Origin of the sequence: Erwinia sp. JH02 (assembly GCF_013074405.1) — a bacterium.
Taxonomy (GTDB): Bacteria; Pseudomonadota; Gammaproteobacteria; order Enterobacterales; family Enterobacteriaceae; genus Erwinia; species Erwinia rhapontici.
In genome coordinates this window covers 91,764-113,057 of sequence record NZ_JABANZ010000011.1, presented here as the reverse complement: position 1 = coordinate 113,057, position 21,294 = coordinate 91,764, and the positions used below count along the sequence as shown (strand labels likewise).

Genomic DNA, 21,294 nt, shown 5'->3' with positions numbered 1-21,294 from the left:
CAGGTTTCAGAAATCGATCAGCACGCTTTTATAGCGCTGGCAGGCCTCAAAAGCCTGACGGCCCAGATCCTTGCCGATGCCGGAGCCATGGAAGCCCCCGGTAGGAATAATGAAGTCGCCGGAGCGGCCGTAACGGTTGATCCATACGGTCCCGGCAGCAATACCGCGCATCGCGCGCAGGGCGCGGTCGATATTTTTGGTATGCACCCCGGCGCACAGGCCGTAGGTCGGATGGGAGGCAAGTGCCAGGCCTTCGGCTTCGTCGTCGAAGATCTGCACCGTCAGTACCGGGCCAAAGATCTCTTCCTGTACCGCCGGGTTATCGTTGCCGCTGACGGCCAGCAGCGTGGGCTGCCAGAAGTAGCCTTCACCGGTATCCGCAAAACGCTCGCCGCCGACCAGCACTTCAGCCCCCTGCTGACGAGCGCTGCTCACCACAGAGGCCACTTTTTCCGCCTGACGGCGGTCAATCATCGGCGCATAGCGGCTGGCGTCGTTCCAGGTCACGCCAGCGCGGAAGCCCTGGCACAGCTCAATCAGTTTGCTAATCAGCGCATCGTGGATGCCGCGCTGGACAATCAGACGGGTGCCCGCCACGCAGGCCTGCCCACCGTTGGCGGTGAAGCCGCGCAGGATACGTCCGGCCACTTCATCAATATCCCCACAGTCGTCAAACACCAGCTGCGGGCTTTTGCCACCCAGTTCCAGCGTGACCGGTTTCATACCGTTAAACGCGGCATCGCTCATAATGCGTGCCCCGGTAGCGGTTGACCCGGTGAAGGAGACTTTACGCACCAGCGGATGGGCCACCAGCGAGCTGCCCGTCACCGCCCCGCCACCCTGGATGATGTTCAGCACGCCCGCAGGCAGACCCGCCTGAATGGCCAGTTCGGCCATACGTACGGTTGAAAACGGGGTCAGTTCTGAAGGCTTCAGCACCACGGCATTTCCTGCTGCCAGCGCCGGGCCACATTTCCAGGAGGCCATCGACAGCGGGAAATTCCAGGGGGTAATCGCACCGATCACGCCGTAAGGTTCCGGCACCAGCATGCCCAGGCTGGCATCACGGGTCGGCAGCACATCGCCGCTGTATTTGTCGGCGCACTCGGCATAAAAGCGGATCGCTTCAGCAGTAAAGGGAATTTCGTGGTTCACCACGTCATGAATCGGGCGGGTGGAGCCGAGAGACTCTAACTGTGCCAGCAACGGGTCAGCGGCAATCAGATCGGCCCAGCGCTTCAGCACCGCGCCGCGCTGGCGTGGTGGGCAGGATGCCCAGCCACTGTCGCGCACCGCACGATCAGCGTTGCTCACGGCGTCATCGACCAGCGCGGCATCGGCCTCAAACAGTTCTGCGGCACGTAAACCATCAGAAGGACGGTTAACGGTTAATGCCTCACCTTTACCGGTCAGATGCTGACCATTAATGAAGTGTCCTGCCGGTAACGCTATTTTGTCGGGATCGAAACTGAGCATGAATAGACCCTTAATGGAGACCAGAACTTTTTGGTCTTAGTTATTTCATTTGTATTAAGCAATGCAGAAAGTATGCCACTCACGCAAAAAAATAATAATGCGTAAAAGCGGGTGCAAAAAAATTTTCTGCCGTAATGAAGGGTGTTTTTTTCCAGATAAACCGAGTAATTAAATAGATGATTTTCATCACAAAAAAGATGCACCACTGCGGTGAATTCGGTACTAAACTTGCACCAAATAAGAGCGGTGAATGTGTCAGTTTTCCGTTAAGTGCAGGTATTACAGATAAAAAAAGGCCCGCACCTTTATGGGTAGCGGGCCTTTTTAAAGATGAATCCTTATCCTTACCTTAAATAATTCGAGTCCCCTCAGGGGGCCTACTTTTGGTACAGGAAGGCGGCAAGTGAATGAATCCCCAGGCGCTTAGATAACTAAGTGACTGGGGTGAATGAATGCAGCCAACGCATCTGCGGCTTGAAGTATGACGGGTAAGTTACAGGCTGCCGAAATGGAAGGCTTTAGATTCCAAATATTCTTCGATGCCGTAGCGTGAACCTTCGCGGCCAACACCCGATAATTTAATCCCACCAAACGGCGCCACTTCCAGCGAAACCGATCCGGTATTAAATCCAACCATGCCAAACTCCAGCGCCTCTCCTACGCGCCAGGCACGGCGAATATCTTCGGTGAAGAAATAAGCCCCCAGACCGAAGGGGGTGTCATTCGCCATCGCAATCGCTTCCTCTTCAGTATCGAAGATAAACAGCGGTGCGACCGGGCCAAAGGTCTCTTCATGGGCAATACGCATGGCGCTGGTGACGTCACCCAGTACCGTTGGCATCACAAACGTGCCGTTCCCGTTGCTGATGCCACCCGCCAGCAGTTCTGCACCGTGGCTGAGGGCATCTTCAATATGGCTGTTCACCTTAGTCACCGCGGCCTGGTTGATCAGCGGCCCGATGGTGCTGCCTTCGGTGAATCCGTCGGCGACTTTCAGTTTCGCCACCTCGGCCAGCAGACGCTCGGCAAAACGCGGATAGATATTGCGCTGCACCAGGATACGGTTGGCGCAGACGCAGGTCTGCCCGGCATTGCGGAATTTACTCATCATTACGCCGCTGATGGCGATATCCAGATCCGCATCATCAAAGACGATCAGCGGGGCATTGCCCCCCAGCTCCAGGCTCAGACGTTTAATGCTGTCGGCGCTCTGCTGCATCAGCAGCTGACCAATACGGGTTGAGCCAGTGAAGGAGATCTTACGTACCGTGCGGCTGCCCGTCAGGGTTTCCCCGATGGCTTTCGGCAGCCCGGTGACAATCTGCAATACGCCTGCGGGAATACCTGCTCGCTGGGCCAGTTCCACCAGGGCAAGCGCCGAGAGCGGCGTCAGCTCTGAGGGTTTAACAATGATCGGGCAGCCTGCGGCCAGCGCCGGGGCCACTTTGCGGGTGATCATCGCAATCGGGAAATTCCACGGCGTAATCGCCGCCGCCACGCCAACAGGCTGCTTCAGCACGAGGATACGGCGGTCGTCGCTCGGTGCCGGGATGGTATCGCCATAGATGCGGCGGGCTTCTTCAGCAAACCATTTAACGAACCCTGCACCGTACAGCACTTCCCCTTTGGCTTCTGCCAGTGGTTTACCCTGCTCGGCGGTCATGATAATCGCCAGGTCGTCGGCGTTGTCGAGGATCAGCTGATGCCATTTTTCCAACAGCAGTGCGCGCTGCGCATTCGGTGTTTTTGCCCAGCTTTTGCGCGCCGCATCGGCAAAGGCAATCGCCTGTTCGGTTTCCTCAGCACCGAGCGACGGAATGGTACAGAGCACATCTCCGGTAGACGGGTTGATCACCGGCAGGGTTTCGCCATTGATAGCATCCTGCCACTGTCCGTTAAAATAAGCCTGCTGGCGCAGCAGAGTGGCATCCTGTAAACGTTGTGCGAGCATAGCGTCTCCTTAATAAGTTCATTTCACTTTAGCGGAGGAGGCGCAGGCAATGCTGCGTTATCGTTTGGGCCGATGCGTGGTGGCGCGTGTTTTGCTGCGGGAAACGAAATTTTATGCCGTTGAGGTATTGGGGGCTGATTTTATGATCTTCCGTCACTGCTGATGCGCTCGGTTTTAAAACCTCAACGGCGTCCAGGTCTGATCCAGGAGGCGATCACTGAAGGATCCCCACAAAAATGAATGGCTGGCAGTCTGGCTTCAGGTCCGGGGCCAGTTTGAGCACGCCGGATCGGCAACGACCGCATCCCTGCGGGCCTCGGCACGCGACGTCCTGTCGCGTGACGTCCGGCTTACCTCAAACTGGCCCCATCCCCGCAGAACGTCTGCTCGCTGTCGGTTTTAAAACCACCACCACGTGACAATCTATGCGGATTGATTCGAATCAAAATTTTTAGGTTTTGACCTGGATTTTGACGTTGAGGCGGCATTCAGCAGCGCTGAGGAAGCGCAGAGAACCAGGACGACCGAAAAAGAGAGTCCGCCACTACGGATTAATCTCAGCATTATCGATTAATCAGCAACACGCTTAATTTTAGCGTTATCGCCACGCTGAATATATTCACTATCATCCGTCGTGTAACTGGTATCGGTTTGGTTGTAGTGCGATATCCATAACAGCCATTTTTTTTCGATACAATTAGCACCAGGTTTTAGACTGTCAAAACAGCGCAAATCATTGTCGCTGGCCCTGTGCTGCAGAAACTGAAACCCATCACCTACTTCGCTAACTAACACGGTCCACGGGTATTTACTGCCAATAAAGGGCAAGTTATATTTTTCTTTCAATAACTCTTTATTTTCCAGCCACCATGCAATTCTCCCTTTATCCATCATGGGGAAATGCTCCACAAAAAGGTAAATACGACTTCCTTCCCGTACGAAACTGACAATTTTCACTGTCCTGAGAAACAGGAACAACAGGAGAAAGAAAATGATAAGCAACGAGATCACTAAAACCGATTTTATTACTCGCTGATTTTTCCCCATTTTCTCTACTATGCCCATATCTGTTTCCTTCTGACAGGATGCACGAAAATGGCCCAACGATGAAAATCGTCATATCAGGCCAGTTATAATATCAACCGAATAGCTGCTTTCTGCTATCCAGACAAGACCGCTTTATCTCTTAACACGTCTAATTTCAGCATTAACGCCACGCTGGATATATCTTTCGTCATCCGTATGGTAGCTGGTATCGGTTTCGTTATAGTGTGATATCCATAACAGCCATTTTTTCTCGATACAATTAGCAGCAGGTTTCAGGCTGTCAAAACAAATAAGGTCGTTGTCGCTGGCCCTGTTGCTCAGAAACTGAAACCCATCACCGGCTTCACCAATTAACACCTGCCACGGATATTTACCGCCGATAAAGGGCATATTGTACTTTTCCTTTAACACGTCTTTATTCTCTTCCCACCATGCAATTCTCGCTTTAGCGGTACTTGGGAAGTTAGCCACAAAAAAATAACCCTCATTCCATTCGCGGACAGTACTGAAAATTTTCACTGGTCTGAGAAAAAAATACAGTATGATAACAGTGGTGACCAAAATGATAGTAACCGGCACTATATACTCAAAACGTTGCTGGCTGGTGTTTGTTTTTGACTTATTCATAGCGATTACCTGTTATTGTTATGGTGGTATTCATCTCTGTAATAAAGGGTTTAAATGAAAATTTATTATAATGTTGAAGTACAAACCAGAGACGGAAAATTCTAAACTGCCTGTAAATCGGATGCAGGACATCTTTGTAATCCAGTCCAAAATGGTCCTGAGCATGGTAATGAATCACAGCAGAGTAATGATTCCCCTTAATGACCAGAGATTTTAGTGTAATATGGGTGGCCCATACATCATGTACACTGATAGTAAGCGAATTTATTCTATCTACCCACCTGTTAAATTTTGGCAAAATCATTTTTGCCATATTTCTCGTAAACTGGTGTTTATTTTCACTATCGTACTGCCCTAAATCCCAGTTAATAAATTTAGTCAATGTATTTTTAATAATCAGAAGCGAGCTATTTTCTGATGAGTCGTTCACTATCTGTTCCTTATACGCAGAATCCAGCAAGTGACTACTAAATAACTTGCCATTCCCTATTTGCATATGGGTGATTAATTTTTTAATCAGATCGCGATAAGGACCCGTAAATGAAAAGATCGTTGATAAGTCGCGAAACTCATCAAATAAAATATCCGTTCGTTCTTTCACAGACAGCGGCCGTGGTGCCCAATGATTAAGATCATAACGCGATGCCGTCATCTTCTCGCCTGAGTAGGGATCGACAAGGGCGGAAACGAGCCTTAGATTGAAATCGCTTTTCAGACGAGATTCTGACACGTCGCCATAGCGCATATCCTCGGCACTGTATTCGTCCATTCGCTTGATAGTTTCAAACAGACGGCAGGGAAGAGAGATGGCAGGCTGCTTAAACAGCGAGTTGGGATCAAACGACTGTTCTGACACAGAGCAACTCCTTTTGCTTTACCCCTTCATCATGTAGGGGAATAGAGAAGCGCCTAATATAGCCTGGTTTTTCCGTAAATTTTCATGCTGCACAATAAATCAGATTTTACACCAGTCGGCATTCTTACTGCCGTTGAGAGTGACGCAGGCCGTGCCCGTACAAGACAAGCTGGGCGATCACCACCATTCCGCCCGTCCCCGGCCTGCCGGGGTGGCGGGTCGATCATTTTTTCGATCGGCCCGTAATGATGATGTGTACCATGGGTCAGGTCCGCGTTGCTGGCCGACCAAAACGGAAGATCGACCACTGAGGGAGCCCCTGCAATATTAATGGCTGGCAGTCTGGCTTCAGGTCCGGGGCCAGTTTGAGCACGCCGGATCGGCAAAAGACGCATCCCTGCGGGCCTCGGCACGCGACGTCCTGTCGCGTGACGTCCGGCTTACCTCAAACTGGCCCCATCCCCGCAAGAGAGTGCTCGCTGTTAGATTTAAAGCCGCCACGACATGACGTCACGACCATTCCGTCGGTGAACGAAGCAGACGAATGTATCCACGCAGTGGACGCAGCGCCTGCCGCAAAGCCCGGGTCCCCAGGGTGGTGGCGACTGCCCACCCTGGGTCGCTCAGCGCGCGCAGCGGGAAAGCGAAACGCCCTTGACGTTGACCTGGCCGTTAAGCCCCTTACAGGACGACCGAAAAAGAGAGTCCGCCACTACGGATTAATCTCAGCATTATCGATTAATCAGCAACACGCTTAATTTTAGCGTTATCGCCACGCTGAATATATTCACTATCATCCGTCGTGTAACTGGTATCGGTTTGGTTGTAGTGCGATATCCATAACAGCCATTTTTTTTCGATACAATTGACGCCAGGCTTCAGACTGTCAAAACAAATAAGGTCGTTATCGCTGGCCCTGTGCTGCAGAAACTGAAAACCATCGCCTGCCTCACCAATCAATACCGACCAGTAGTATTTACCGCCAATAAATGGCACGTTATACTTTTCTATCAACAACGCTTTATTATCCAACCACCATGCAATCCGACCTTTATCCGTCATGGGGAAATGCTCCACAAAAAGGTAAATACGACTTCCTTCCCGTACGAAACTGACAATATTGACCGGGCGTTGAAACCAGGAAAACACATATACACCCGCGATTAAAACCAGCAATAGATAATATTTTTTCATCATCCCAGACCATAGATAACAGTAACCGACCGGTCGACATATCCTTGCTATCGATCGGTTAACAGCGATAAATTTAATCAGCAACACGCTTAATTTTAGCGTTATCGCCACGCTGAATATATTTGCTATCACCCGTAAGGAAGCTGGTATCGGTTTGGTTATAGTGTGATATCCATAATAGCCACTTTTTTTCGGCACAATTGGCGCCAGGCTTCAGACTGTCAAAACAAATAAGGTCATTATCGCTGGCCCTGTGCTGCAGAAACTGAAAACCATCACCTGCCTCACCAATTAACACCGTCCATTGCTTATCACTGCCAATAAACGGCATGTTATATTTTTCTTTTAATAACTCTTTATTATCCTGCCACCATGCAATTCTCGCTTTTTCCGTCATGGGAAAGTTATCCACAAAAAAATAACCCTCATTCCATTCGCGGACAGTACTGACAATTTTCACTGGCCTGAGAAAAAAATACAGTATGATAACAGTGGTGACCAAAATGACAGTAACCGGCACTATTTTTTCAAAACGTTGCTGACTCGTCTTTATTTTTGAATTAATCATAGCGACTACCTGTTATTTCTTAACCGACCGACGTATCCTTGCTATCAATCGGCCAACATAAATAAAATCAATCATCAACACGCTTAATTTCAGCGTTCTCGCCACGCTGAATATATTCACTATCATCCGTAGTGTAACTGGTATCGGTTTGGTTGTAGTGAGATATCCATAACAGCCATTTTTTTTCGGCGCAATTGGCGCCAGGCTTCAGACTGTCAAAACAAAGATAATCATCGGCTTTGTCTGTTTTCGGCCGAAATTGAAAACCCTCGCCTGCCTCACCAATTAACACCATCCATTGCTTATCACTGCCAATAAATGGCATATTGTATTTTTCCTTTAAAACTTCTTTATTCTCTTCCCACCATGCAATTCTCGCTTTAGCCGTCATGGGAAAGTTATTCACAAAAAAATAACCCTCATTCCATTCGCGGACAGTACTGACAATTTTCACTGGCATGAGGAAAAAATACAGTATGATAAGAGCGGCAACCAAAATGACAGTAGCCGGCACGACTTTTTCAAAACGTTGCCGACTCGTCTTTATTTTTGAATTAATCATAGCGATTACCTGTAATAGTGATGGTAGTGTTCATCTCTGTAATAAATGGCTTATATGAGTATTTTTCATAATGTTGCAGTAAAAACCAGATGCGAAAAATTCTAAACTGCCTGTAAACCGGGTTCAAAACATCTTTGGAATCCAGCCCAAAATGATCCTGGGCCCGATAATGAATTGTAGCAGAGTAGTTATCACCGTCGATCACAAGAGACTTTAAAGAAATATTAGTTGCCCACACATCATGAATGCTGATCGTGAGTGAGTTGATTCTATCCACCCACTTATTGAATTTTGGTAAAATCATTTTATCCATACTCTCGAAAAACTTGTATTTATTTTTGTTATCGTAGCGACCAACCTCCCAATTTATAAATTTCGATAGCGTCTTCTTTATTTTCAGAAGTGAACTATTTCTTGATAAGTCGTTCACTACCTGCTCCTTATACGCACTATCTAACAAGTGGCTACTAAATACCTTGCCATTACCTGTCTGCATATGGGTAATTAACTTCTCGATCAGGCCGCGATAAGGACCAATAAATGAAAACACCCTCGATAACTCACGAAACTCATCAAATAAAATATCCGATCGTTCTTTCACTGAAAGCGGTTGTGATGCCCACTGATTAAAGAGAGTGAAACGCGATGCGGTAATCCTCTCACCCGTGTAAGGATTTACCCTTGCGGAAACGTCCCTTAGCTTGAAATCGGTTTTCAGACGAGATTCTGACACGTCGCCATAGCGCATATCATCGGCACTGTATTCATCCATGCGGTTTGCGGATGTAAACAGACGATAGGGAAGAGAAATGGCAGGCTGCTTAAACAGCGTATTGGGATCAAACGATTGTTCTGACACAGAGCAACTCCTTTTGCTTTACCCCTTCATCATGTAGGGGAATAGAGAGCGCCTAATATAGCCTGGTTTTTCCCTGAATTTTCATTCTGCACAATAAATCAGATTTTACACCAGTCGGCATTCTTACTGCCGTTGAGGATGGCGCAGGCCGTGCCCGTACAAGACAAGCTGGGCGATCAACACCATTCCGCCCGCCAGCCCGAACGTCAGTCGCATTCCGTGGGATGATGCAAGATGAGGAGCAAAATCACCGTACCGTGTGGCTGCGGCATACACCGCCGCCATTAATGCCGCACCGGCAATAAACCCCAGGTTCCGGCCCAGATTCATCAACCCGGAAACCAGACCGCGCCGTGCCGGATCGGCCCCTTTCAGTAAGGCCGTATTATTCGCCGCCTGAAACAGCGCATAACCCGCCGTCAGCAGCATCAGGCCCACCACATAACCCGCAATACCGGCGCCGGGCGGCAACAAAGCCAGTAACAGGCAGCCCCCCGCCACCGCGGCTAAACCGATTAACGTCGTGGACTGCGCCCCAAGACGGTCCACCAGACGCCCGGCAGGTACACCGCTGAAGGCGGCCACCAGTGGCCCCACTGCCATCACCAGCCCGGTCTGGCGCGGGGAAAGCTGCAATCCATGGCTCAGATAGAATGGCCCGACGACAAAGGTCGTCATCATCACCATGGCAACCGCCATACTTAGCAACAGGCCGCGTACCAGCGCCGCCTGACGCAGCAGCGACAGCAGCGATCCACGGGGCATGGCGGCATCCGGCGCGCCAGAAGACGGCAGGAAATGCTGCACCATTCCCCATGCGATCAGCCCAAGCGGCAGGTTAATCACAAACAGCGCCTGCCAGCCGAAACCCGTAATCAGCAGGCCACCCAGCGCAGGCCCCAGCGCCGTGCCGATGGCAGAGACGGTCCCCAGCAGCCCCATTGCCCGCCCGGTGCGTTCAGCGGGCAACACCTGGATCGCCAGCGCCAGCGTATTCGCCATCATCATCGCGCCGCCCAGGCCTTGCAGAATGCGGGCAGCAATCAGCCAGCCGATATGCGTTGCCAACCCACAGCCCAGCGATGCCACACTGAACAGCAGCACGCCGTAGCCCAGCAGCCGCTGGCGACCAAAACGATCGCCCAGCCACCCCATCGCCAGCACGGAAGCCGTCACCGCCAGCAGATACGCCAGCACCACCCACTGTATTTGTGAAAAAGTGGCAGCAAACGCCGCCGCCAGCGTCGGCAGACCGACGTTCGCAATACTGCTGCCCATTGAGGAGATCAACATACTGAAGGCCAGCGCATAAAGCGGGCCGGAGGAAGAACGGGGAAGAGATGAGGTCATGGCTTAAGCTCGCGAATAGAATGTACCCGGAGCTTAGGCCGTCAGTCGATAAGGCGGAAGACGCAGGGGTGTCAGTATATAGCTGCACCCAACGCCATGTCAGAATCAGATCTGGAAGTCGATCACCGGTTCTTCTTCGTTCAGCGACAATGCCTGGCGTTTGATCTCTTCCAGCGACAGGTTCGCATTACAGAGCTCCAGGAACTGCCAGACAAAATTACGCTGCAACTGCCCGCGTTTCAGCCCCAGCCAGACGGTATTAGACTCGAACAAATGGCGCGCTTCGAGCCGGGTCAACGGCGAATGCTCATCCAGCTGGCAGGCCTGATCGGCCAGTACACCCACACCGAGGCCCAGCTCAACGTAGGTTTTTACCACGTCCGAGTCCTGCGCACTCAGTACGATATCGGGCTTCAGACTGGCGGCGTGGAACGCACGGTCGACTTTCGAACGCCCGGTGATCCCCTGGCGATAGGTGATCAGCGGATAACGGCTCAGCGCCGCCAGCGTCAGCGGTTGCTGCTGCTCCAGCTCGTGCCCTTTCGGCACCAGCAGCGCATGGTGCCAGCTGAACCACGGGAAGGCAGCCAGCGCCGGGTTGTTAACGACCTGCTCACTGGCGATGCCGATATCGGCCTCCCCCGCCACCAGCATGGAGACAATCTCCTGCGGCGATCCCTGATTGAGTTCCAGACGCACATTGGGATAGAGCGAACGGAACGCTTTAATCACTTTCGGCAGGCTGTAGCGCGCCTGAGTATGGGTGGTGGCTATCGTCAGCACGCCGCTGGATTCGTTGGTGAACACATCGGCCAGGCGACGCACTTTACCCGCTTCATCAAGAATACGTTCTGCAATGGTCAGCAGCGCTTTGCCCGGTTCGGTCATCCCCAGCAGGCGTTTACCCCGGCGGATAAAAATCTCGACCCCAAGTTCATCTTCCAAATCCCGTATATGGCGGCTGACCCCAGACTGGGAGGTAAACAGCGCATTCGCCACTTCGGTAAGATTAAACTCGCAGCGTGCTGCTTCCTTAATGATTTTAAGTTGCTGAAAATTCACGCGCGCTCCTCCCTCTGTTATCTGTTGGTTTCCTTCATGTTAAGGACGCACATTGATAGCAACAAATAATAAAAAGAGGTTTTATATGCTTTTTAGCGATAAGGGAGGCGAAGCGGCAGGAAGTGAGGCGCGCGATGGCGCGCCCGGCACAAAGGCATTTAACTGACCAGCATCAGTTCGCGATCTTCTGTCACTGGATTATTCAGCAGCGACAACAGAATGTTTTTGACCGCCAGCGCGGACGGTGACATGGGCAGCGTGGCAGAGACGTTTAAGGACAGCGGCAGGTTCAGCGCAGGGCTGGTGATGCGCGCCATCCAGGCATTGGTTGAACTCACCAACGCCCGCGCGGCAGACTCTGGCAGCACGGTCGCTCCCATGCCGCTGGACACGGCGGCGGTCAGCGTAGCGATAGATTCAATTTCACCGATGATGCGTGCGCTGAGGCGACGCAGAGAGAATGCTTCGTCCACACGTTTACGTACGGCGCTGTAATCACGCGGCAGGAACAGATTCATCTCTGCCACATCGGTCAGGTCGATAGTCTGCCCAGGACAGGCGCTGGCACCCACCAGATACAGTTCTTCTTTCATCAGGGGAATGCTGGTGATGCCCGCGGCCGGTGAACGGTCATACAACACCGCCATATCCAGTTGCCCACTCATCACTTTTTCGTTTAATGACGCGCCGCTGTTCTCATGCAGATATACCAGCACATCCGGAAATTGTTCGCGTACGGTTTGCAGCAGAGGCATGGTCAGCGAAGAGGCGGCGGTCCCCGGCGCCAGGCCGATGGAAACCTGCCCTGCCAGTGCCTGCCCGGCGTTGATCACCGCCGTCTGTGCTTGTTCACACTGACGCAGAATAGTGCGGGCGTGGGCATAGAGGATCTTACCCGCGTCAGTCGGCGTGACACCGCGTTTGGTGCGGATCAGCAACTGCTGGTCAAGTTCGTTTTCCAGTGTTGCCACCTGCTGGCTGAGAGCTGGCTGTGCAATATGCAGGACTTCTGCCGCCTGAGTCAGGCTGCCGATGTCGACGATTTTTACGAAATACTTCAGTCGTCTTAAGTTCATTTTGCCTCCGTCACGGTTCCCCGAGTGCCAGTAATGCTGGCGTCTGTAATAAGTTTTCATTCTGACCCGAGGGTAATTGCAAGGGGCGTGCCAGAATTTTCCTAATAGTGACAAGGCGTCAGGGATGTGGGCTAACAGGCGGTAAAATAAGAGAATCTGATTACGGGTACTGGGATGATGCGTACGCAGGAGGTCTGGCAGGTCAGGTCACTTTGCGGGGTTGCACGCGGATGGTGCAGGAAATGCGTTGAGGATGTGCAGGAGGTTAATGGAAAAGGCGGACCTGAATTCTGGCCCGCCCGGTCCCACCCGAATTAACGCTTACTACGGTTGCGGTACATATCAATCGATACCGCGGCGACAATAATCATCCCTTTGATGATGTCCTGGATGTAGGCATCAACACCCACGAAGGTGAAGCCGCTCTTGATCAGACCGAGGATCACCGCACCAATCAGCGTGCCGGTAATACGCCCTACCCCACCCATCAGGCTGGAACCGCCGATAACCGCCGCGGCAATGGCATCCAGCTCGTAGCTCAGGCCCATACTTGACTGGCCGCTACTCACACGCGCCGCCAGCACCACACCCGCCAGGCCAGACAGGCCGCCTGCGATGGTGTAAACGATGATCAGGTATTTATTAACGTTGATACCGGAGACTTTCGCCGACACCATATTGCCGCCGATGGCGTAAACATACTTACCGTAGCGGGTATGTTTCAGCGCGATATGGAAGATCACCGCCACCACCAGGAAGATAATCACCGGCATTGCACCCTGACCAATCGACGTAAAACCATCGGACAGGAAGCTGATTGGGTTACCCTGAGTGTAATACTGTGCCAGACCACGCGCCGATACCATCATCCCCAGCGTGGCGATAAACGGCGGAATACCGGTCTTCGTGATCAGCACGCCGTTGACGATACCGCACAGCAAACCGACCCCGATCCCGGCGCTAATCGGCAGCGCGGCAGGCATATCCACCAGCGAAGGGAACATCGGTGACAGGCTTTCAGAGGTTTGCGCCAGACTGGCGGCAACCACCGCCGTCAATGCAATCACCGAACCGGACGACAGGTCAATCCCCGTGGTAATAATGACCTGAGTCACCCCGACCGCAATAATACCGATAATCGCGACCTGAAGAACAATCAGCACCAGGCGGTTCGGGTTCATCAGGAATGACTGATCGCGAACATACCAGCCAAAGGCCTCAAATATCAGCGCGATGCCGACCATCACCACAAAAATACCGGTATCTTTCGGCAGTTTGCCTTTCAGATTACTAAAGAACGACGGTGTCTCAGCTGACTGTTGCGTTGTCATTTTCACATCACTCATGTTTGTTTACCTCACGCCCTTACTCGGACGCCAACGACAATATGGTTTCCTGGTCGGCTTCTTCTTTATTGAGGATGCCGGTAATACGTCCTCCGTGCATCACCATCACGCGGTCACTCATGCCAATAATTTCCGGCAGTTCAGAGGACACCATGATGATGGCAACGCCACGGCTCGCCAGTTCGCTGATCAAACGGTAGATTTCCGCTTTTGCGCCGACGTCGATACCACGGGTAGGTTCGTCAAGAATCAGGATCTTCGGTTGTGCCAGCAGCCAGCGGGCAATTAATACCTTTTGCTGATTACCGCCACTGAGGTTGTTTATGATCTGGTCCATGGTTGGCGTCTTGATATTCAGACGTTTGATCTGTTCCAGACAGTCTTTCGCCATGTTGGCATGATTGACGAAGCCGCCTTTGGCGCTGTAGTCAGTCATTTTGACGATACTCATGTTTTCCATCACCGACAGCACCAGGAACAGGCCTGACTTTTTACGGTCTTCGGTCAGGAACGCCAGTCCTTTATCAATCGCACTGGCCGGTGAATCAATTTTGGTCGGCACACCATCAATCAGGATCTCTCCACTGTCTATTGATGTCATACCAAACAGACTTTCCATTACTTCACTGCGTCCGGCACCCACCAGACCCGCCACCCCAAGGATCTCCCCGCGACGTACGCTAAAGCTCACATCGTGGAACACATCCTTACGCGTCAGGCTGCGTACCGTCAGAACATCTTCGCCAATATTGCTGTCTGTTTTTGGGAACAACTGGGTCAGTTCACGCCCCACCATCTGGGTGATCAGCGACTGTCGCGTATAGCTCGATGTCTCATTGCTCGCCACCCAGGTGCCGTCACGGAATACGCTGACTTCATCGGTAATCGCAAAGATCTCATCCATTTTATGGCTGATATAGATGATGGCTTTGCCCTGCTCACGCAGGTCGCGAATGATGGTGAACAGATGCGCCACTTCGGTTTCCGTCAGGGCTGAGGTCGGTTCATCCATAATCACGATGTCTGAGTTCCAGGAAACCGCTTTGGCGATCTCCACCATCTGCTGGGAGGCGATACTAAGATCGCCCACCATCTGATCGGGACGCAGACGAATATTCAGCTTAACCAGCAGATCTTTGGTTAAACGGTTGAGCTTACCGTGGTCAACGAAGCCGAATTTCATCGGCTCGCGACCCAGCCAGATATTTTCGGCGACCGTCATATGCGGTACCAGATTAAGCTCCTGGTGAATCATGGAAATTCCCGAACGCAGCGCATCCAGCGTGTCGGTAAACTGCACAGGCTCCCCTTTAATACGAATCTGCCCCTCATCGGGACGATAAATCCCGATGAGGCACTTCATTAAAGTGGATTTACCTGCGCCATTCTCACCCATCAGAGCATGCACCGTTCCCGGCTTGATACGGAATGAGACGTTACTTAACGCCTTCACACCCGGGAAGAATTTGCTGATGCCTTCGGCTTCAAGCGCATATGCGGTCATTTAACTACCTCCGTACTACGAGTTCAGCGAAAGTTATTTCAGATTCTTGCTGGTGAAGCTTTCATAGTTTTCTTTGGTGATCAGCTGGAACGGGATATCCACGATCTTCTGAACCTGCTCACCTTTCACCAGTTTCACTGCGGTCTGAACTGCGCCGGAACCCTGCCCTTTGGCATCCTGGAATACGGTGGCAACCATCTTGCCGTTCTTGATCATCTGCAATGCATCCGGGGTACCATCCACGCCAGCCACCAGGATTTTCTGCTCGTTTTTACCTAATGCCTGAAGGGCACCGATAGCCATTTCATCGTTGTTAGAGGCGATGGCCTGGATGTCATCACCGGCGGTCAGCCAGTTACTGGTGACGTCAACGGCATCGTTACGGGTAAATTTCGCGGTTTGTTCCTGAACCACTTTCAGGCCAGGGTATTTCGCCACCACCGCTTTCACACCTTTGGTGCGCTCACGCGTGGCTTCGTTTGCCAGGTCACCCAGCAGGATGGCGACGTTACCTTTGTAATCCATACGTTTTGCCAGTGCTTCCATCTGCAAGCGACCCGCCAGCTCGGAGTCAGAACCCACGAACGCCATTTTGCCTGTCAGCGTGGTAGCCGGTTTACGGTTGACAAACACCAGCGGGATGCCGGCTTTGGTGGTCAGATCAACGATAGGTTTAACGGCGTTGGTATCCACCGGGTTAACGATAATCGCGTCAACGCCCTGACCGATAAAGTTTTGAACCTGTTGCAGCTGCTGTGCGACGTCACCTTTGGCGTCTTCGATCTGGCCTTTCACGCCTTCCGTTTTCATTTCATTAGTGATGGAGTTACGGACAATCGTTAAAAAGTTGTCATCAAACAATGCCATAGAGACGCCAACCTGCAGGTCTTTGGCAAAACTGGTAACAGGTAACATGCAGACTAACAGTGACGCTAAAATTGTTTTTTTCACGTTCATGTCCAGGCCCTTATTATCGTTAGCTTGCGAAGGTGACGGATTCTGCGAATGAAAAATTTCTTTTACATTCACACACCCTCACCGACGGCTTTATTAAAGTGTAGGGGGTGACTATCTCGGGTAAAACTATCTTTCTTATTACTGTGTATCGGGACCTACTTTTACTCTTTAAAACAACACGTTATGTACAACCCACTGTTTCTTCTTCTTTCATCCCCGTCTACGTTACCGCAGAGCAGTTTTTTTGTTTCATAATAACGCTAATTGAAACTTTCACTATGAAAGCATCGAAACGCATGTTTTAAAATCAGCAAATAACAAAAATTTGACACACCTCTAACATCGGCCAGCTAAACGCTACAAAGTGAGATCTGGCGCAGAGATTGAAGATTGTCCAATCAAGATAAAAAACCCTCACGCTGCTGCTTTTGCCAGCAAACGCACCGACAGAGTGGAATAGGCCTTTGACATTTCCCGGACACGCCGTTAACATGCGCCCCGTTCACACGATTCCTCTGTAGTTCAGTCGGTAGAACGGCGGACTGTTAATCCGTATGTCACTGGTTCGAGTCCAGTCAGAGGAGCCAAATTAGAAAAGCCCGCTCAGGGAAACCTGAGCGGGCTTTTTGCTTTGTGTGATTGGTGAATCTCTGACAGGCTCAGATTTTATCCATCAAATAGCGATGCGCTTTGGATGCGTGCCATTTACTCTTGCGGGACGGGTTGTGTTGGGAAACGATTAACCGAAAGTTGATTCGGAACGGAAGACACGCAGGATAAAACATCTGACCGGCATAACCGGCGGTGAAATGGGTTAACGCTGGCGTTAAGAACCTGAATCTAACTGTATCAGTTCAGACCTGATATGGCAGTGTTCTGAGGTAGAACACACTCAAGTCTGACTTTCTGCTATGAGCGAGGAGCGGAAGTTATGTCTGAAATAATAGCCCTCGAATTGAAGAGGACTTAAAGGAATAAGATAAAATTTACATGGCCGTAACCCAGTTAATCCCGAAATCCGGCCATGTAAGAACTTTCCAGGTTCTGAAATGAATCAATGACAAGTTGATTCTAATTGTCATATTACGGTTAGGCCGTATTTAACGAATGTTGAACCAACCAGTTGTATCCTCAATGACACGCCACAGTTTCTGGGGTATAGCAAGTTGCTCTACGTCTGATGCAGCAATATTGAGAGCAATTTTTCCTTCAGCTTTGCCATCTACGAATTTAACCCAGTCTGGGTTCATAACCATACCCTGACCTACTGCCGTCAAAGATACCCCTGCTTTAACAGCATCCTCGGCTTGCTCTGGTGTTCGTAACTGCCCGGCAACAATCAGAGGTATACGTCCAGCAAGGTGGTCGCACACGATTTCGATGACTTTGGGACCATTCGGTGCATCAACGGGTCTGGCTTCAAGTGCATTACCGAGTGATACATGAAGATAATCAATACCCTCATCGACCAGTCGGTCAACCAGCTGAAGCGACTCATCAATGCGCAACCCATCTTCGTAATGCTCGTCCAGGGAAATGCGGTATCCCATCAGGAAGGGATTGGCTGCATGCTCAGCAATTGTATTAAGCACACTTTCAATGACGCTGAGTGGGAAACGCATACGCTTTTCAAGTGAACCGCCCCATTGATCATCTCTTCGGTTGGAATGAGGTGAGAAAAAGTTCTGAAGTAAAAAGCCATGAGCACCATGTAACTCAACACCATCAAATCCTGCTTCAATCGCACGGCGAGTTGCTTCACCGAAAGCCTGAATAACCGTTTCGACTTCAGCGCATGTCAGTTCACGAGGGGTAACGGACGGTGCGAAAGGACCGGCGTCACCGGTAATAGCGCTTGCAGCTACAATATCCGAAACCAGTTCAGGGCTGGTTTTCACACCTGCATGGAATATTTGTAAGATTGCCGGTGCTCCACCGCTTTTGGCAGCAATAGCAAGGCGCTTTAAACCGGGAATAAATTTGTCGTCATACGCAGCAAACTCTCCCGTAAACCCAATGCCGTTTTCCTGAACATGTGTACAACCAGTAATGACCAGCCCGATGTCCTGAACGCGTCGACGATAATATGCTTCTTCCTCATGAGACACCGTGCCGTCATCATTACCCGCCCAGGTCGTCATCGGGGCCATAACAATACGATTGCGCAGAGTCACACCTTTACCCAGTGGAAATCTTTCAAGAAGTGGAGTTTGTTTCATGGATAATCATACCTATGCGAGATTTTTCTTGAAGAAAGGAGCCAGCTGACTCGCTGCAACCGTTGCACCCTGACCATCATAGAGATCCATGTGCGTCGCACCTGGGATGATATGCAGCGTTTTTTGAACAGAAGCAGCAGTTTTGTGTAATTCCTGGCTGTGCCAGAGCGAGCCAGCTTTGCTACCAGCTACAATCAGAAGTGGCTGTGTTAAATAGACATCCGCCCCTTCAAATCCGGTGAAAGATGCCAGCGTACTGATACTTGTCATCAGCATTTGATTGGTGGAAGTCGGATATTTTCCGCGTTCGGTTAGATAGTAGTCCGCAGCTTCCTGAAGATCTTTTGGGGCACTGGTATCACCCAATTGGGGCACATAGTTGACATAAACCGGTGCGCCGCCTGCTGCTTCGATTGTGCGCTGTTTAGCAACCGCATCCAGAGTTGGAATGAGTTCAGATTCTGATGTTGTTCCCTCCCAACCTTTACGGGTCGCCGCCCCAACATCTACGGCACTGACTGTTGCCAGCGCTTTGATTCGGCGTTCCGTCATCGATGCTTTAACCGTGATACCACTGCCTGCACAAACGCCTAATGCGCCGATACGATTATTATCGACATAAGGAAGAGTGGTCAGGTAATCGACTGCGCTATAGAAATCGACGACTCGCTTCATGGGATCATCAATAAAACGTGGTAATCCGCCACTAGCCCCCTGATGGGAGGCATCAAACGCCAGGGTGATAAATCCTTCTTTAGCCAGTTTGAGGGCATAAAGGCCCGCAGTCTGTTCCTTAACACCACCGCCTGGGTGGACAACGACAATTGCAGCGTATTGACGGTTTTCGCTGAAGTCCGGGGGAACATAGACGTTTCCGGACATCATTATTTCATTGTTCCGGAACAGGACACTGCTGACTGTGACGCCATCTACGTGTGTCGTGGTGCCAGATGTACGAGGTGTTGGTGAGAGCAGGGCTGAAACATGACCCGCCATCAATAATCCTGCTGAAGCCACTGAACTCGTCAGGATAAAATTTCGGCGGCTTAACCCGCCTGCTTTTTTACTCATTGCAAGACTCCTTCATTTACATGATGACGGCCCTGGCCGCTGAAAGAACACAAATTGTTTCAGCAGCCATCTTAATCTCTTTAGTATTCAGAAATTAGAGGCTTAATTTCGCATGGGCTTAGAAGGAGGTTTTATTAATAGGGTTATAAGAAACTGAGTTCGATATAGACCAGTACAAACAGCGCTCAAAGGTTATGGGGCGCGGAGTGCTTCGAGCACAAGTGCAAATGCCGGAGAATGTTGCAGACGGCTGGGGTAGTAAAGATGATAGGGGGGACGCGGTGGACACCAGTCTGTCAGCACCTGGACTAACATCCCGTTTTCAAGATAAGCCTCGACGGTATCTAGCGGCAGATAAGCAAGTCCCAGCCCATCAAGGGCGGCCTGCCTCATCATATTTATGGTGCTGAAAGTCGCTCGTCCATCAATACGGACCTTAATTTCAGTCTCATCTTTGCGAAACTCCCAGGTATAGAATCCGCCATGAGTGGGCAGGCGTAATCTGATACAGCTATGATCGTTTAAATCACGAGGCGTGACCGGATATGTCTTCCCCATGAAATAAGAGGGTGCTCCGACCACTGCAAAACGGAAGTCCCTGGCAAGCGGCAGGGAAATCATATCCATATCCACCTGTTCGCCCAACCGAACTCCGGCATCATAACGTTCAGCGACGATATCCTTGAGTCCGTACTCACTGATAATTTCAATGTTGATATCGGGATATTCAAGCATCACCGGGGCGAGCTTAGGCCAGAGTATTGTATCGGCTGCGTGTTCAACGGAAGTAATGCGCACAGTACCAGCGGGTTTTTCTCTCAATCCACTGAGCGCGGCGATCTCACTTTCAATTTCGTCAAAGTGTGGTCCTATACGGGAAAGTAGCCGTTCGCCAGCTTCTGTCACAGAAACGCTACGTGTGGTACGTGTAAGAAGACGAAGACCAAGATCTGCTTCAAGAGTCCTTACGGTGTAGCTCAGCGCCGACTGTGAGACACCTAATTGAGCGGCCGCTTTTGTGAAGCTTTTTTCTCGGGCTACTGCGATAAAGGCTTGATAATCGTTAATATTTTTACGGCGCATTTATTGACCAGGTTCTTTTGGATTAATATTTCTTACTTATAAAATAATTCCTGGCGTGGAGGTTTGTCTATTGGTAACGATCCAACATTCCTCATCCACGGCAAGTATCCATTAGCACTCACTAATGCTCAATAGAACCAAGGCTTACCAACTTCCGCTTCTGGCACAGGGCGGACATCCCATCTTCTTACGGGCTAGAGGGCCAATCGTGCGAAAAATCACGTTGAGAAACTAACTGTAGTCATTTTGAAACTAGATCGTATCAAGATAGATTTCCGATACCCATCAGCGTGGTTTGTAAATCGCCGGACGTCATCCCCCCCCCCCAGGGTACTCGGTTTGGCCAACTAGCATGAGGCGACCAGCACGCCTGGCCCCTCTCCAAATGCAGCCGCGCCGACAACGCGCCAGTGTTGGGCAACAAATACAGCATGATGTCGCCTAACGTGTTGTCGAACATAACCGCCCGTTCGGTATTGCTTGGTG

Annotated in this window: 18 protein-coding genes and 1 tRNA gene; 1 reads left to right on the top strand and 18 read right to left on the bottom strand. The window is 50.9% G+C overall.

Annotated features, from left to right (window positions below; translation table 11 throughout):
• Window positions 1-6: 6 nt before the first annotated feature.
• From HHI26_RS21525 to HHI26_RS21455, 15 genes are all read right to left on the bottom strand, one after another.
• Window positions 7-1,476 (bottom strand): aldehyde dehydrogenase family protein, encoded by a 1,470-nt coding sequence (locus tag HHI26_RS21525; protein ID WP_171149683.1) that lies wholly within the window; start codon window positions 1,474-1,476, stop codon window positions 7-9.
• Window positions 1,477-1,969: 493 nt separating this feature from the next.
• Window positions 1,970-3,427, bottom strand: coding sequence for an NAD-dependent succinate-semialdehyde dehydrogenase (locus HHI26_RS21520; RefSeq protein WP_171149682.1), 1,458 nt, complete (start codon window positions 3,425-3,427; stop codon window positions 1,970-1,972).
• A 570-nt stretch (window positions 3,428-3,997) separates the two neighbouring features.
• Window positions 3,998-4,492: a DUF943 family protein gene (locus HHI26_RS21515; protein WP_171149681.1), complete on the bottom strand. Its 495-nt coding sequence runs from the start codon at window positions 4,490-4,492 to the stop codon at window positions 3,998-4,000.
• A gap of 114 nt (window positions 4,493-4,606) precedes the next feature.
• Window positions 4,607-5,101 carry a DUF943 family protein gene (locus tag HHI26_RS21510; RefSeq protein ID WP_171149680.1) on the bottom strand — a complete coding sequence of 165 codons (495 nt, stop codon included), beginning with the start codon at window positions 5,099-5,101 and terminating at the stop codon, window positions 4,607-4,609.
• The gene (locus HHI26_RS21505) at window positions 5,094-5,957 is read right to left on the bottom strand and encodes a DUF3289 family protein (RefSeq protein ID WP_346775703.1); all 864 of its coding nucleotides are present in this window, start codon (window positions 5,955-5,957) and stop codon (window positions 5,094-5,096) included. Before HHI26_RS21505 ends, HHI26_RS21510 begins: the two co-directional genes overlap by 8 nt.
• Window positions 5,958-6,695: 738 nt before the next feature.
• Window positions 6,696-7,154 carry a DUF943 family protein gene (locus HHI26_RS21500; RefSeq protein WP_171149679.1) on the bottom strand — a complete coding sequence of 153 codons (459 nt, stop codon included), beginning with the start codon at window positions 7,152-7,154 and terminating at the stop codon, window positions 6,696-6,698.
• A 70-nt stretch (window positions 7,155-7,224) separates the two neighbouring features.
• Window positions 7,225-7,719 (bottom strand): DUF943 family protein, encoded by a 495-nt coding sequence (locus HHI26_RS21495; protein WP_171149678.1) that lies wholly within the window; start codon window positions 7,717-7,719, stop codon window positions 7,225-7,227.
• Window positions 7,720-7,786: 67 nt separating this feature from the next.
• Window positions 7,787-8,281: a DUF943 family protein gene (locus HHI26_RS21490; protein WP_171149677.1), complete on the bottom strand. Its 495-nt coding sequence runs from the start codon at window positions 8,279-8,281 to the stop codon at window positions 7,787-7,789.
• Window positions 8,274-9,140, bottom strand: a complete 867-nt coding sequence (locus tag HHI26_RS21485; RefSeq protein WP_346775702.1) for a DUF3289 family protein — start codon at window positions 9,138-9,140, stop codon at window positions 8,274-8,276. The genes HHI26_RS21490 and HHI26_RS21485 overlap by 8 nt, the downstream gene beginning before the upstream one ends.
• Before the next feature lie 123 nt (window positions 9,141-9,263).
• On the bottom strand, window positions 9,264-10,490 hold the full coding sequence (locus HHI26_RS21480) for an MFS transporter (RefSeq protein WP_171149676.1): 1,227 nt from the start codon (window positions 10,488-10,490) through the stop codon (window positions 9,264-9,266).
• A gap of 105 nt (window positions 10,491-10,595) precedes the next feature.
• Window positions 10,596-11,552 (bottom strand): HTH-type transcriptional regulator Cbl, encoded by a 957-nt coding sequence (cbl, locus tag HHI26_RS21475; protein WP_133843238.1) that lies wholly within the window; start codon window positions 11,550-11,552, stop codon window positions 10,596-10,598.
• 158 nt (window positions 11,553-11,710) lie between these two features.
• Window positions 11,711-12,628, bottom strand: coding sequence for a nitrogen assimilation transcriptional regulator NAC (nac, locus tag HHI26_RS21470; RefSeq protein ID WP_159336953.1), 918 nt, complete (start codon window positions 12,626-12,628; stop codon window positions 11,711-11,713).
• 314 nt (window positions 12,629-12,942) lie between these two features.
• Window positions 12,943-13,974, bottom strand: a complete 1,032-nt coding sequence (locus tag HHI26_RS21465; RefSeq protein ID WP_133843234.1) for an ABC transporter permease — start codon at window positions 13,972-13,974, stop codon at window positions 12,943-12,945.
• Between the two features lie 19 nt (window positions 13,975-13,993).
• Window positions 13,994-15,478, bottom strand: coding sequence for a sugar ABC transporter ATP-binding protein (locus HHI26_RS21460; RefSeq protein ID WP_171149675.1), 1,485 nt, complete (start codon window positions 15,476-15,478; stop codon window positions 13,994-13,996).
• 33 nt (window positions 15,479-15,511) lie between these two features.
• Window positions 15,512-16,435 (bottom strand): sugar ABC transporter substrate-binding protein, encoded by a 924-nt coding sequence (locus HHI26_RS21455; protein ID WP_171149674.1) that lies wholly within the window; start codon window positions 16,433-16,435, stop codon window positions 15,512-15,514.
• Window positions 16,436-16,946: 511 nt separating this feature from the next.
• Between HHI26_RS21455 and HHI26_RS21450 the strand changes: the two genes are divergently transcribed.
• Window positions 16,947-17,022, top strand: a tRNA-Asn gene (locus HHI26_RS21450).
• 513 nt (window positions 17,023-17,535) lie between these two features.
• Here HHI26_RS21450 and HHI26_RS21445 read toward each other — a convergent pair.
• The 3 genes from HHI26_RS21445 to HHI26_RS21435 all read right to left on the bottom strand — a co-directional run bounded on the left by HHI26_RS21445 (window position 17,536) and on the right by HHI26_RS21435 (window position 20,808).
• Window positions 17,536-18,654 carry an NADH-dependent flavin oxidoreductase gene (locus HHI26_RS21445; RefSeq protein ID WP_171149673.1) on the bottom strand — a complete coding sequence of 373 codons (1,119 nt, stop codon included), beginning with the start codon at window positions 18,652-18,654 and terminating at the stop codon, window positions 17,536-17,538.
• 12 nt (window positions 18,655-18,666) lie between these two features.
• Window positions 18,667-19,725, bottom strand: a complete 1,059-nt coding sequence (locus HHI26_RS21440) for an alpha/beta hydrolase (RefSeq protein WP_241008329.1) — start codon at window positions 19,723-19,725, stop codon at window positions 18,667-18,669.
• 192 nt (window positions 19,726-19,917) lie between these two features.
• Window positions 19,918-20,808, bottom strand: a complete 891-nt coding sequence (locus HHI26_RS21435; protein ID WP_167864485.1) for a LysR family transcriptional regulator — start codon at window positions 20,806-20,808, stop codon at window positions 19,918-19,920.
• Window positions 20,809-21,294: the final 486 nt, after the last annotated feature.

What these genes read in the sequence shown, in the direction of transcription:
- HHI26_RS21525 (WP_171149683.1), bottom strand. Translation starts at nt 1,476, where the DNA reads ATGCTCAGTTTCGATCCCGACAAAATAGCGTTACCGGCAGGACACTTC.
- HHI26_RS21455 (WP_171149674.1), bottom strand. Translation starts at nt 16,435, where the DNA reads ATGAACGTGAAAAAAACAATTTTAGCGTCACTGTTAGTCTGCATGTTA.
- nac (WP_159336953.1), bottom strand. Translation starts at nt 12,628, where the DNA reads ATGAACTTAAGACGACTGAAGTATTTCGTAAAAATCGTCGACATCGGC.
- HHI26_RS21440 (WP_241008329.1), bottom strand. Translation starts at nt 19,725, where the DNA reads ATGAGTAAAAAAGCAGGCGGGTTAAGCCGCCGAAATTTTATCCTGACG.
- HHI26_RS21490 (WP_171149677.1), bottom strand. Translation starts at nt 8,281, where the DNA reads ATGATTAATTCAAAAATAAAGACGAGTCGGCAACGTTTTGAAAAAGTC.
- HHI26_RS21480 (WP_171149676.1), bottom strand. Translation starts at nt 10,490, where the DNA reads ATGACCTCATCTCTTCCCCGTTCTTCCTCCGGCCCGCTTTATGCGCTG.
- HHI26_RS21465 (WP_133843234.1), bottom strand. Translation starts at nt 13,974, where the DNA reads ATGAGTGATGTGAAAATGACAACGCAACAGTCAGCTGAGACACCGTCG.
- HHI26_RS21510 (WP_171149680.1), bottom strand. Translation starts at nt 5,101, where the DNA reads ATGAATAAGTCAAAAACAAACACCAGCCAGCAACGTTTTGAGTATATA.
- HHI26_RS21515 (WP_171149681.1), bottom strand. Translation starts at nt 4,492, where the DNA reads ATGGGCATAGTAGAGAAAATGGGGAAAAATCAGCGAGTAATAAAATCG.
- HHI26_RS21500 (WP_171149679.1), bottom strand. Translation starts at nt 7,154, where the DNA reads ATGATGAAAAAATATTATCTATTGCTGGTTTTAATCGCGGGTGTATAT.
- HHI26_RS21520 (WP_171149682.1), bottom strand. Translation starts at nt 3,427, where the DNA reads ATGCTCGCACAACGTTTACAGGATGCCACTCTGCTGCGCCAGCAGGCT.
- HHI26_RS21495 (WP_171149678.1), bottom strand. Translation starts at nt 7,719, where the DNA reads ATGATTAATTCAAAAATAAAGACGAGTCAGCAACGTTTTGAAAAAATA.
- HHI26_RS21445 (WP_171149673.1), bottom strand. Translation starts at nt 18,654, where the DNA reads ATGAAACAAACTCCACTTCTTGAAAGATTTCCACTGGGTAAAGGTGTG.
- HHI26_RS21435 (WP_167864485.1), bottom strand. Translation starts at nt 20,808, where the DNA reads ATGCGCCGTAAAAATATTAACGATTATCAAGCCTTTATCGCAGTAGCC.
- HHI26_RS21460 (WP_171149675.1), bottom strand. Translation starts at nt 15,478, where the DNA reads ATGACCGCATATGCGCTTGAAGCCGAAGGCATCAGCAAATTCTTCCCG.